This window comes from Vibrio sp. Y2-5, from assembly GCF_014596725.1.
Taxonomy (GTDB): domain Bacteria; phylum Pseudomonadota; class Gammaproteobacteria; order Enterobacterales; family Vibrionaceae; genus Vibrio.
Genome location: NZ_JACVEG010000003.1, coordinates 141,153 through 152,770 on the forward strand (window position 1 = coordinate 141,153; position 11,618 = coordinate 152,770).

General features: G+C 42.6%; 12 protein-coding genes. 7 read left to right on the forward strand and 5 right to left on the reverse strand.

What is annotated here, in order from left to right:
• Nucleotides 1–7 precede the first annotated feature (7 nt).
• Nucleotides 8–1,003 (reverse strand): bile acid:sodium symporter family protein, encoded by a 996-nt coding sequence (locus tag HUO09_RS09930; RefSeq protein WP_167412724.1) that lies wholly within the window; start codon nucleotides 1,001–1,003, stop codon nucleotides 8–10.
• Nucleotides 1,004–1,302: 299 nt separating this feature from the next.
• On the opposite strand from HUO09_RS09930, the gene HUO09_RS09935 reads away from it, so the two are divergent.
• Complete coding sequence (locus tag HUO09_RS09935) at nucleotides 1,303–1,965, forward strand: GntR family transcriptional regulator (protein WP_188233872.1); 663 nt, start codon at nucleotides 1,303–1,305, stop codon at nucleotides 1,963–1,965.
• A gap of 41 nt (nucleotides 1,966–2,006) precedes the next feature.
• Entirely contained in the window at nucleotides 2,007–2,936 is a 930-nt protein-coding gene (gene puuE / locus HUO09_RS09940) for an allantoinase PuuE (protein ID WP_188233873.1), read from the forward strand.
• Between the two features lie 85 nt (nucleotides 2,937–3,021).
• On the opposite strand, the gene HUO09_RS09945 is transcribed toward puuE, so the two are convergent.
• Entirely contained in the window at nucleotides 3,022–3,552 is a 531-nt protein-coding gene (locus HUO09_RS09945; protein ID WP_373563693.1) for a DUF3299 domain-containing protein, read from the reverse strand.
• A 216-nt stretch (nucleotides 3,553–3,768) separates the two neighbouring features.
• Here HUO09_RS09945 and HUO09_RS09950 point away from each other — a divergent pair, with 216 nt between their 5' ends.
• From HUO09_RS09950 to HUO09_RS09970, 5 genes are all read left to right on the forward strand, one after another.
• A complete protein-coding gene (locus tag HUO09_RS09950; RefSeq protein WP_373563690.1) occupies nucleotides 3,769–5,259 on the forward strand; it encodes an alkaline phosphatase in 1,491 nt (496 codons plus the stop codon).
• 352 nt (nucleotides 5,260–5,611) lie between these two features.
• A complete protein-coding gene (gene kduD / locus HUO09_RS09955) occupies nucleotides 5,612–6,373 on the forward strand; it encodes a 2-dehydro-3-deoxy-D-gluconate 5-dehydrogenase KduD (RefSeq protein WP_167412729.1) in 762 nt (253 codons plus the stop codon).
• A 252-nt stretch (nucleotides 6,374–6,625) separates the two neighbouring features.
• The gene (locus HUO09_RS09960; RefSeq protein WP_167412730.1) at nucleotides 6,626–7,264 is read left to right on the forward strand and encodes an RpiB/LacA/LacB family sugar-phosphate isomerase; all 639 of its coding nucleotides are present in this window, start codon (nucleotides 6,626–6,628) and stop codon (nucleotides 7,262–7,264) included.
• Nucleotides 7,265–7,467: 203 nt separating this feature from the next.
• On the forward strand, nucleotides 7,468–8,397 hold the full coding sequence (locus tag HUO09_RS09965) for a sugar kinase (protein ID WP_167412731.1): 930 nt from the start codon (nucleotides 7,468–7,470) through the stop codon (nucleotides 8,395–8,397).
• Nucleotides 8,398–8,406: 9 nt separating this feature from the next.
• Nucleotides 8,407–9,033 (forward strand): bifunctional 4-hydroxy-2-oxoglutarate aldolase/2-dehydro-3-deoxy-phosphogluconate aldolase, encoded by a 627-nt coding sequence (locus HUO09_RS09970; RefSeq protein WP_188233876.1) that lies wholly within the window; start codon nucleotides 8,407–8,409, stop codon nucleotides 9,031–9,033.
• Between the two features lie 222 nt (nucleotides 9,034–9,255).
• On the opposite strand, the gene HUO09_RS09975 is transcribed toward HUO09_RS09970, so the two are convergent.
• The 3 genes from HUO09_RS09975 to HUO09_RS09985 all read right to left on the reverse strand — a co-directional run bounded on the left by HUO09_RS09975 (nucleotide 9,256) and on the right by HUO09_RS09985 (nucleotide 11,423).
• Nucleotides 9,256–9,498 (reverse strand): hypothetical protein, encoded by a 243-nt coding sequence (locus tag HUO09_RS09975; RefSeq protein WP_188233877.1) that lies wholly within the window; start codon nucleotides 9,496–9,498, stop codon nucleotides 9,256–9,258.
• Nucleotides 9,499–9,646: 148 nt separating this feature from the next.
• Entirely contained in the window at nucleotides 9,647–10,084 is a 438-nt protein-coding gene (locus tag HUO09_RS09980; RefSeq protein WP_188233878.1) for an excinuclease, read from the reverse strand.
• Between the two features lie 70 nt (nucleotides 10,085–10,154).
• Entirely contained in the window at nucleotides 10,155–11,423 is a 1,269-nt protein-coding gene (locus HUO09_RS09985) for a serine hydrolase domain-containing protein (RefSeq protein ID WP_188233879.1), read from the reverse strand.
• Between the last annotated feature and the right edge of the window lie 195 nt (nucleotides 11,424–11,618).

Consider the following 11,618-nt stretch of genomic DNA (forward strand, 5'->3'; position numbering starts at 1 on the left):
AATTGTTTTAGTTTGTTACTGCTGCGCCTTCTGTTTGGCGAGCATAGCGATTCGCTAATATTGCACAGTAGAAAATCTGGATTGGGTGGTAAAGCATGATAGGTAATAAGATCATACCGAGTGTTGGATCCGTTCCAAAAATCACTTTTGCCATCGGAATACCCGCAGCCAGTGTTTTCTTGGTGCCACAGAATACCGCCGCCACTTCATCTGGAAGTTCAAAGTTAACACGACGTGCACCCCATTGAATGAAATGCACCATAAACAAAAGAACCACTAAACAAATAGCAACAGAACTCGCTAGAAGACCAATAGAGAATTCATGCCAAATGCCGTTCTCCACTGAATCACAGAATGCGTTATAGACGATCGCTAAAATGACGTATTTATCAACCTTACCTACAGCACTTTTGTGTTTACTAATCCAGCTAACAAGGTATGGACGAAGAATTTGACCAACAATCATTGGTAACAACAGCAGTTTGGCGATGGAAAGAACGGAAGCCATCAGATCGAGCTCAACCCCTTCTACGCCCATAAACAGCTGAATAAGAAACGGCGTGATGAAAACACCAATAATGCTTGATAGTGACGCGTTGAAAATGGCGCCCGGAACGTTACCTTTACCGACACTGGTCATCGCAACAGAAGATGAAATTGTGCTTGGCAGTACGAGCAGATAGCAAAAACCAAACGCCAAAGCTGCAGGCATATAAGCCATAAATGCTTCACCGAAGATGACCCACAAAAGTGGATAAACCACAAACGTTGCGGCTTGAATGTACAAGTGCAGACGCCAGTTTGTCATACCCGCTTTGATTGCCTGAGGAGAAAGTCCCAAACCGTGTAAAAAGAAGACAATTGCGACACCAATACCTGTAAGTTTATCAAGGTGGATCCATCCCCCTGATTTACCCACATCTGAGCTCACCGTTGCTAATGCAATTGCCACAACCATGCCAACGAGAAACCATTCCTTTTTCAACTTTTCTAATACGTTCATATATCGTGTCTGCTCTTTAATTATTCCCTACACTTCCATGTAAGCTTTTATTCGCGTCAATTGTATACAATTATAAATACAAGTAGTGTGCCAAACTCACAAGCTACCATATCACTAGCTTACCGAATATTGTACACACAGTTTTGTGCACCAGAGTCGAACAAATGCTGCATCTTAGTGCAAGATATTGGTGACATGACCGCCAGAGATTGGCTGGTTCTTACGGAAAACAATAAAAGCCTGTTTGGTATACATATTGCACTATCGCTTTGTATACAACCGTAATTAGAGAGTTCTACATGTCTAACGACGATATCATTTATCAAAAAATGCTTAAGGCCATTGTTGAACACCAAATACCACCGGGTGAACGGCTGCCAGAGGACAAACTGTCTGAAGCTTTTGGTGTCAGCCGCACGGGTATTCGCAAAGTTTTGCAAAGATTAGCGTTGGAACGATTTGTCGTTATTCAGCCAAACAAAGGTGCGCAAGTAAACCGCCCGAGCCGCAGAGAAGCTTCTGAAGTGTGGGATAGCCGAATTCTGCTAGAACCTTTGCTTATCCCTTCAATTAGCGACAACTGGAATGAAAAGCTGTCACATCAGTTTAGAACAATGGTTGAGATGGAAAAACGAGCCAATAACAATGGTGATATGGCTCAAGCTATTCAGCTAACTGCTAAGTTCCATTACGAGCTTGCGCGAGTCGGTCACAACTTAGTATTGGCAGAGTTTGTCGAGCAGTTGTGTTATCGCTCCTCACTGGTTATCGCAGCTTATGGCACGCGTGAAAGTGTCAATTGTGACTGTGGTGACCACTCCAATTTAATTGTTCTGCTGGATAAAAACTTAATCAGTGAAGCTCAACATTGGATGCGCCATCACTTGGAACAATTAAAAGCTTCAATATCACTAACCAGTAAACAAGATACACATGTTGATTTCAGCAAACTCTTCACCTAACGCATAACATAAAAATGTGGACGATTAGATAAGGAATTCGAATGAAAGATTGTAATCCTCGCGATTATATCGGTTACGGACGCGATAATGTCCCAAACGCCAACTGGCCAAACAAAGCGAAAATTGCCATTCAGTTTGTTCTTAACTATGAAGAAGGCGGTGAAAACTGCGTGTTGCACGGCGATTCACACTCAGAAATATTCTTGTCTGAAATAGCCGGCGCAGAAGCTTACCCTAACCGCCACATGAGCATGGAATCACTGTATGAATATGGTTCTCGCGCAGGGGTTTGGCGCATTCTAAACGAGTTTAAAAAACGCGAACTGCCGTTAACCATTTTTGGCATTGCCACCGCGTTGGAGCGCAACCCAGAAGTGACCAAAGCGATTGTGGAAGACGGGCACGAAATAGCTTGCCACGGATTAAAGTGGATCCATTACCAGAACATGCCCGTTAAAAAAGAACGCAAACACATGAAACAGGCACTCGACATCATTGAACGTTTGACAGGTAAACGCCCTATTGGTTGGTATACAGGAAGAGATTCACCCAACACCCGAGAATTAGTCGCAGAACAAGAAGGCCTTTTGTATGACTCAGACTATTACGGCGATGACCTGCCTTTCTGGACTCAAGTGCCCAATAGCCAGAAACCCGGAGAAACACGCCCTCACTTAGTGATCCCGTACACATTGGACACCAACGATATGCGTTTTTCCTCGCCCTACGGATTTAGCCACGGCGAAGAGTTCTTCCAGTACCTTAAAGAGAACTTTGATTGCTTGTATGAAGAAGGCAAAGATAAGCCGAAAATGATGTCGATTGGTCTTCACTGTAGAATCATAGGTAAACCAAGCCGCTTTATGGCACTGAAGAAGTTCCTTGATTACGTGCAATCTCACGAAGGCGTTTGGATCGCGACTCGCGAGCAAATTGCCCGCCACTGGATTGAACACCACCCGCCTAGGTAGCGCTTAAACACAGATGTACAGCCGCTGAGTATTACCTTGATTCAGCGGCTTTCCTGTTTTTATTCTTCCTGTTTTTATTCCAATGCTACGAACTGGAGTCGTCATAAGTTTCGACGCTCACACCATTAATCAGATAACCGGCTTGCCCCAAATCAGATTCAACCATTTCTACATTCAATGTACCCACAATGTAAACCACATCCCACAGCCCTTGAATAGGGACACCTTTATCGAACTTTACATAAAGGATCTGATTCGGTGGCGGCGGCGGAACATGAATACAAGCACCAAAATAAGGCACTAGGAGGAGTTCTGTTACCACTTTATCGTCCCCTTCCAAAGGGATAACAAAGCCCGGAATACGAACTTGTTTTCCATCTAGATCATCACGAAATCCACCAGCCATATTCTGCGGTGGAGTATCACTATCGTGATTTAGCGGCGCCTTATTTGGTAACAGCGCCGCATTGCGTTCGCTTTCTGGAATTAAATCGATCCAGTCCAGAGTGACTACCTCAGTAGTCGCTGATGTGGTGTCTTCTTGAGCGTAAGAACCAGAAATACTGCCTATCGCCACTACTAACCCAATAGCGCTCACGCGCAAAAATTGTTTAATCAGAGCTAAATTCATAAGTTGTAATGTCTATTGATATCAAAAAGATACGTTGTTTACTGTTGTGAACAAAATTACTCGCTGCATAAGACAGTAATATGACAATAATAAAAACTTCATAGATCAGTAACGCGTTATTCATAAATTTATTGGGTAATTGGACTCCGTTAAGCCTTTGAGCAACATGGAAATTCGAATAAACAATTGGAGCCTATGCCCGTGAAAAGTAAAAAACTTCTATTAGTCAGTGGTATTTTGACAGCCCTAGCTGGCTGTTCTACTCAGAGCCAAACCGCTGGTGTTGACGCACCACAGAAAGATGACGTGTGGTTTAAACAAGCTCAGGAAACTATCGCAAAAGCAAAAGCGAATATGCCTATCGACAAACCAGCTAAGAATGTGATCTTATTTGTTGGTGACGGCATGAGCGTGGGTACTATCACCGCTGCGCGTATTTTTGAAGGTCAGCGACGTGGTTTAATGGGCGAAGAATACCGCCTAAACATGGAATCCATGCCTAACATGGCTTTGTCAAAAACTTACAATACCAATGCACAGACACCCGATTCAGCGGGTACTGCCTCTGCGATGGTAACAGGTGTTAAAACTAAGCAAGGCGTGATCAGTGTTGATGACAACGTTAAGCGCGGTTTCTGTAATACAGTGAAGGGCAATGAAGCAAAAACGGCTTGGGAAATGGCCGCTGAGAAAGGATTGTCTGTTGGTGTTGTGTCCTCTGCACGTATCACTCATGCGACGCCAGCAACCACTTATGCACACTCTGCTGACCGCAACTGGGAAAATGACGCAACCCTTCCAAACATTGCAAAAAATCAAGGCTGTGTGGATATCGCTCAACAGTTGCTTAGCTTCAATGAAGGTAAAGGCATGGACGTCGTATTTGGTGGTGGACGCCGCGAATTCCTGCCAGTTGATGTGGTTGACCCTGAAGGTAAAAAAGGCAAACGTAAAGACGGTCAGAACCTAGTTGAAAAATGGCAAGCTCAACACCCTGATGGTCAATATGTTTATGATCAAAAAGGATTCGAAAGCATCCCAGCAGACACGAAAAAAGTGTTTGGTCTGTTTGAAAGTAGCCACATGAAGTACGAAGCGGATCGACGTGGTGATGAACCATCATTGGCTGAAATGACCTCTAAAGCGATCGACCTTCTATCTAATAACAAAGATGGTTACTTGCTAATGGTTGAAGCTGGACGTATTGACCACGCTCATCATGATGGTAACGCAGCACGTGCACTTTGGGATACGGTTGCTTATGACGACGCAATCAAAGCAGCGCTTGATAAAACAAATCCAGAAGACACTCTGATCATTGTAACTGCTGACCATGCGCACACTCTAATTTCCAACGGTTATGCAGAGCGCGGTAATCCAATTCTTGGTCTTTCTAAGTCAAACGGTAAATTAAACGTGGATGCTTACGGTAAGCACTACACCACATTGAGCTACGGTAACGGTCCTGGCGCGGTTGAAAAAGGCGGTGCAGATCGCCCTAATCCAACTGAAGATGAAGTCATGGACATCAACTACCGACAACAGTCTCTAATCAAACTTGGTTCAGAAACTCACTCAGGTGAAGACGTTGCTATCTTCGCACGTGGTCCTCAGGCTTACCTATTCCAAGGTGCGGTTGAGCAAAACTACATCTTCCACGTTATGAATGAAGCATTGGGTTTAACTAAGTAATTCCTGAATCTTCATCTCACAAGACATATACAGCCACCTTCTAAACGATTAGAAGGTGGCTTTTTTCGTTTAAAAGACAGAACGGCATGAGGCTAACCCTCAAATGAACCTTGATATCAGTCCACAAAAGGCTAACGAAATGTTCAAAACAGCGCTCATTAATTTCGAATGTAAAATGTTATTTTGATTTTTTACGAAAGCTCAATTCACTTCAAAAATTAGATATCAATTATATTTTTTGAAACGCTCTTTCATTTTTATTTGTTGAAGCGTTTTTTTCTTGTTATATTCCTCACTATGATGTTCAGGACGTTCCTGTTCATATTTAATTAGGTACGTTGAGGAAAAAGTAATGATTCTTGATTCATTTGATGTGAAAGGTAAAGTTGCAATCGTCACTGGTTGTGATACTGGTCTAGGTCAAGGTATGGCACTAGGTCTTGCACAAGCGGGCTGCGACATCGTTGGTGTAAACATTGTTGAGCCAACTGAAACCATCGAACTTATCAAAGCAACTGGCCAAAAGTTCATCGACATTCGCGCAAACCTAATGAAACTGGACGACATCCCTTCAATCATTAGCCGTGCTGTAGAAGAGTGTGGTCGCATCGATATCCTAGTCAACAACGCTGGTATCATTCGTCGTAACGACGCTATCGACTTCTCAGAGCAGGACTGGGACGACGTTATGAACATCAACATCAAGTCTGTATTTTTCATGTCGCAAGCCGTTGCTAAGCAATTCATGGCTCAAGGCGACGGCGGTAAGATCATCAACATCGCTTCTATGCTTTCTTATCAAGGCGGTATCCGTGTCCCTTCATACACGGCTTCTAAGAGTGGTGTAATGGGAATTACACGTTTGATGGCGAACGAATGGGCTAAGCACAACATCAACGTGAACGCGATTGCACCGGGCTACATGGCGACGAACAACACAGCAGCTCTACGTGCAGACGCAGACCGTAACCAAGCTATCCTAGAGCGTATCCCTGCTGACCGCTGGGGTACACCAGAAGACTTAGCTGGTCCATGTGTGTTCCTAGCTTCTAAAGCTTCAGACTACATCAATGGCTACACTATCGCTGTTGACGGTGGTTGGTTAGCACGTTAATTCGGACTCGCGAGTAGATGATGGGAAAGTGATCAACTCACGATCACTTTCTCTGCTCAGCGACTCAGATTTCTTAGATTCCAACTCTATTTTTATTAAATTACATAGAGTTAGAAATTAAGAATGTTAGTTGTGAACATTGAACTTCGGTGTTTAGAACTAACAGTATTGATTACGTCAACGTTAGTGAGCTTCATTGAAGAGTGCTAAAAGTTTAAATATTTTAAGCAACTACGGTTGCAGGAGATTCTGATGAAAATTGCATTGATGATGGAAAACAGCCAAGCAGGAAAAAACGCAATGGTTCTTAATGAACTAAATACAGTTGCCGCTCCTCTTGGTCATGATGTTTTCAACGTGGGTATGAGCGATGAGGCTGACCATCACCTCACTTACATCCACCTAGGCATCATGGCTAGTATCCTTCTTAACTCAAAAGCCGTTGACTTCGTAGTTGCAGGTTGTGGTACTGGCCAAGGCGCAATGATGTCGCTAAACCTACACCCAGGTGTGGTTTGTGGTTACTGCCTAGAGCCGTCTGACGCATTCCTGTTCAACCAAATCAACAACGGTAACGCTATCGCATTGGCATTCGCGAAAGGCTTTGGTTGGGCTGGCGAACTGAATGTTCGTTACATGTTCGAAAAAGCATTCACAGGTCCACGTGGCGAAGGTTACCCGAAAGAGCGTGCTGAACCACAACAACGTAACGCAGGTATCCTGACTCAAGTTAAAGCTGCGGTTGCGAAGGACAGCATTGTTGATACTTTAAAATCAATCGACCAAGAGCTAGTAAAAACTGCGGTCGGCGGCGCTCGCTTCCAAGAGTGCTTCTTCAATAACTGCCAAGACGCAGAGATTGAAGCTTATGTTAAGTCTCTTATTGCTTAGTAGGATGCAAATCGTTTATCGGGAATAAATGATTTGAAGCCAACCAGCTCTGGTTGGCTTTTTTCAGTTAAATATGGTCGAAATATTATAATTTTTTATAAAACGACTGTTTTATATAACCATAAAAATGGTTGTTAATTTTTGCTTGTTACGCCTTGTTTCATTACGTGCATAAATTCACGTAATACATACGGAGTTATCCTATGAACCAAATCAAAAAAGTCGCGATCATTGGCGAATGTATGGTCGAGCTTAGAAAAAACGAAGGTGCAGTCGAACAAGGATTTGGTGGCGACACGTTAAATACTGCTGTTTACCTTTCTCGACTGACTCAGTCTGCTGGCGTTACCACTTCCTACGTCACAGGACTTGGTAAAGACCCTTTCAGTGCCGAAATGCTATCCGCTTGGAAACATGAAGGACTGAATACCGATTTGGTCTTCCTGTCTGAGAAAAAATTGCCGGGTATTTATACCATCCAGACTCGTGAAGATGGTGAAAGAAGCTTCTTTTACTGGCGTAATGATGCTGCAGCAAAATACTGGCTGCGTGATGTGCAACTTCAAGCTCTTGAGACACAGCTGTGCGAACACCAAATGATTTACCTAAGCGGTATCAGTGTTGCCATTCTTCCTGAGGATTGCCTGAAGTCTCTTATCGACGTTTTGACTAAATGCCGAGCAAAAGGCGTAAAGATTGCCTTTGATAACAACTTCCGCCCTGCTCTGTGGTCTTCTATTGAAGAAGCTAAAAAAGTGTACACTGAGATTCTGAAAATCACGGACATTGCTTTCCTCACCTTCGACGATGAAGTTCTTCTTTGGGGTGACAGTGAAGAGACACAAGCCATAGAACGTACTCAAGGTTTAGGCGTTAAAGAAATCGTTGTTAAACGCGGTGCCGATGCCTGTTTCGTTATTTCAAATGGCGAACAATATACGGTTGCAGCAAATACGATCTCAAACGTCGTTGATACAACCGCCGCGGGTGACTCATTTAGTGCAGGTTACCTAGCCAAACGAATTCTAGGAGGCGGCGAACAACAGTCTGCCTCTGCTGGTCACTTAGTGGCTGGCACCGTTATTCAGTACCGTGGTGCTATCATTCCAACTAGCGCTATGCCAACACTTTAAGGAAAAAAGATGAAAGATTTAAACCAACAACTTGCTGAAATCAAAGTCGTTCCTGTAATTGCAATCAAAGATGCAAACAAAGCCGTTAAGCTTGCTGAAGTTCTGATTGAAAATGGCTTACCATGTGCAGAAGTAACTTTCCGTACTGAAGCAGCGGCACAAGCAATCAAAAACATGCGTGAAGCTTTCCCTGAAATGCTGATTGGTGCTGGTACCGTTCTGACCACAGCACAAGTAGACGAAGCAATCGACGCAGGTGTGGATTTCATTGTAAGCCCAGGCTTCAACCCAACTACCGTGAAATACTGCCAACAACGTGGTGCGACAATCGTCCCAGGGGTGAACAGCCCTAGCCTTGTTGAACAAGCAATGGAAATGGGTCTACGTACTCTGAAGTTCTTCCCGGCAGAACCATCAGGCGGCACAGCAATGCTTAAAGCATTAACAGCCGTTTACCCAATTAAGTTCATGCCTACTGGTGGCGTTAGCCCTAAAAATGTTAACGACTACCTAGCTATCCCAAGCGTTTTAGCTTGTGGTGGTACATGGATGGTGCCAAACGATCTTATCGATGGCGAAAAATGGGATGAACTCGCGGCACTGGTCAAAGACGTAGCAAACGTTATTGCAAAGTAATCTGCAACTATCCCTAGAAACCTGTAACTATCCCTAGAAACAATGCAGAAAACTTAGTTGTTTGAAGTTAATGCCGTTCAGGTAAAAGTAACTACTTATCTGAACGACATTAAACATTCATGAATGGATAGCGTACCTTTGCTCTATAAAATAAAGACTGCACGCTCATCTATCCCAGTAACAAAACTCATATAAGTTAGTTCCGATTATCCAACCGATAACCTATTGAAACTCGTCACCGTAATTCTCCAGAGTTTGTTTGCCACACTTAGTACAAACAATGTACCTGTCTGTTAACTCTAAAGAAGCTCCCGCAGGTAAAGATGTTGCTGCCCCGCTAAAAAAGCCGTCCAGAAAAGCTTTGAACTGCTCTTTTTTTGACTTCCCGTACTTCGACGGTTTTTGCTTCATGACTTCTTTATGCGCTGTTTCCTCACCGCATTGTTCACAAAATCTAGTATTCATACACTCTCCCCAAATTAAGGCACATATATAAAATGACTCATACGCTTGTATAACGAGTAACAAACTGGGTTGCATCTGAGCCGAATATCTTGACCTTGTATTCCATACGATGAGAAAAGCGAAAAGAGCCCTAAAGTTTCCGCAGAACTTACTTCAACTTCACCACTTTACCCGTTAAAGCAACGCCCGCAATCATAGTGCCAGCGCCACATTGGAACGTGCTCTCACTTGATGTTAGGTTGCTCTTATAGTTTGATTTAATATTGACGACAGCATTACCGCCTTCTTTAACTGCTCTTTCTTTTAACGCGATCATGGCTGACAAAAAGACCCAATCACACGCTTCTTCATCGGTTTTATTGAAGGCGTTGGTTTTTTTGTTGGTTTTGAATTCACCGAATTCTTTAATGATTTTCGGGTGCTTTTGTTCACCAAAATAGAACTTAATATCTGTACCCAATTTTGCTTTTGCAGCTTCTAAATTCAATGCATTTTCGATTGAATAAGCGCCGATATCATCTCTTGCAAAAGAACTCGCAGAAAAGAAAGCTAAAGAAAACATCGTCAATATTGCTAGTTTTTTCATATTGTTAAATCTCCTTGATTAAAAATTCCTGATTTTAAGCCAAACGTTGTACTAAGGAATGGGTAATGGATCACGACCAGAACATCCACCATAAATTAAAACGTTGCTTTATCACCTTCTCAGACGCCCAATTAATCCCCTGAACCGCTTCGCTTGAACCTGAATTACTTAAAATAACATAGCCAAAGTCAGAATCAGGAAATAGCATTGTCACAGCGTAGAAGGTACCTGCACTGCCACTGTAAGTGAAAATCTTTTCACCCAGTGAATCTATATTCACGACACCATAAGAGAAACCTTGGTAACGATTATGAATGATATCGTAAGTCTCTGAACTAACATAATTATCTTCCCCTATTAGCCCCTGTAAATGGATATGCCCATATTTGGCATAATCCAAGGGACTCATACTCAAATCTCCGGCAGGAGCTATGACGCTAGGAAGTCTAAATTTGTTATCAGGAGAAAATGCATATAACTCATTGGGGTCAAAATCGATGTCATTGATTTGTTGCCACTCCAACCAATCAGCGTATGGCGCATCGCCAATTTTAGTGTGCCCCCACGGTTGTTCCGATTCATTGCTATTCGGCCAATCAAATATTACCGATAACCCAATTTCTTTGGCTAAACCATTTGCAATGATTTCTTCCCATGAAGAACCCGTTATGCGCTCCAGCATCATCGCAGCCATTGTATAGCTTGAATTTGAATAGACAAATTCGAATTCACCGTTGATTTCCTTTGAAACAGGAGTCTGTTTGACAAGGTATTTAACAAACTCCAGTTGCTTACTCTTTTGTTTTTCGTTCAAGCCTTTCATCTCCAGATAGGATGTAAAAGGCTGCATTCCAGAACGGCATGACAATAATGTATTCAATGTTATATCGAAATACTCTGGTCGTGACTCAGACTTCAGCTCAGGGAAAACATCAAAAAATTTTGTTTCCCACGTCATTTTTCCTTGTTCAACAAGTTTTCCTGCTGATATCGCCAAGAGTGACTTTGCACTTGAACCAATATGATAGTAATCATTCAATTGAGCCAATTCTTCTGCTTCAGCTCGACGCCTGCCTCTGATTTCCTTCTGCAGGATACCTTGGGAATTAAAAGTCACTATAGCCATAGACGGTATATGATACTTCGCCATGGCTTGATCTATTATATTGACAATATTCATATTATCGTTCGATTTTGCAGAACCACTATTGACCGTAAACATCCCGACAAGAATAACTGCAATTTTGGGAAACAAGTTTATTTTCAATCTCAACCTCACCCATAAGAAGAATACCTTCCAACCAGACTCACTAATGAAACCTAAACGAGCATTATTCACAGCCCTTCTTGAGTAATTTGTATATAACTGAAACCAAAACTTTACTAATCATTACTTTTAAAAGTGATATCCATGGAAAATAACGAGGGTAACAATAGTCAAGAGAAAATACACTTGATATGGATACTGAATCAACAATTAAACCCACGTTCAATCAATATATGACAAATCTTAACTTCAGGAATAACACTTTTA

Bases quoted from the DNA above. Each gene is read 5' to 3' on its own strand.
- HUO09_RS09975 (WP_188233877.1), bottom strand. From the start codon at position 9,498: ATGAATACTAGATTTTGTGAACAATGCGGTGAGGAAACAGCGCATAAA.
- puuE (WP_188233873.1), top strand. From the start codon at position 2,007: ATGAAAGATTGTAATCCTCGCGATTATATCGGTTACGGACGCGATAAT.
- HUO09_RS09980 (WP_188233878.1), bottom strand. From the start codon at position 10,084: ATGAAAAAACTAGCAATATTGACGATGTTTTCTTTAGCTTTCTTTTCT.
- HUO09_RS09960 (WP_167412730.1), top strand. From the start codon at position 6,626: ATGAAAATTGCATTGATGATGGAAAACAGCCAAGCAGGAAAAAACGCA.
- HUO09_RS09935 (WP_188233872.1), top strand. From the start codon at position 1,303: ATGTCTAACGACGATATCATTTATCAAAAAATGCTTAAGGCCATTGTT.
- HUO09_RS09965 (WP_167412731.1), top strand. From the start codon at position 7,468: ATGAACCAAATCAAAAAAGTCGCGATCATTGGCGAATGTATGGTCGAG.
- HUO09_RS09930 (WP_167412724.1), bottom strand. From the start codon at position 1,003: ATGAACGTATTAGAAAAGTTGAAAAAGGAATGGTTTCTCGTTGGCATG.
- kduD (WP_167412729.1), top strand. From the start codon at position 5,612: ATGATTCTTGATTCATTTGATGTGAAAGGTAAAGTTGCAATCGTCACT.
- HUO09_RS09970 (WP_188233876.1), top strand. From the start codon at position 8,407: ATGAAAGATTTAAACCAACAACTTGCTGAAATCAAAGTCGTTCCTGTA.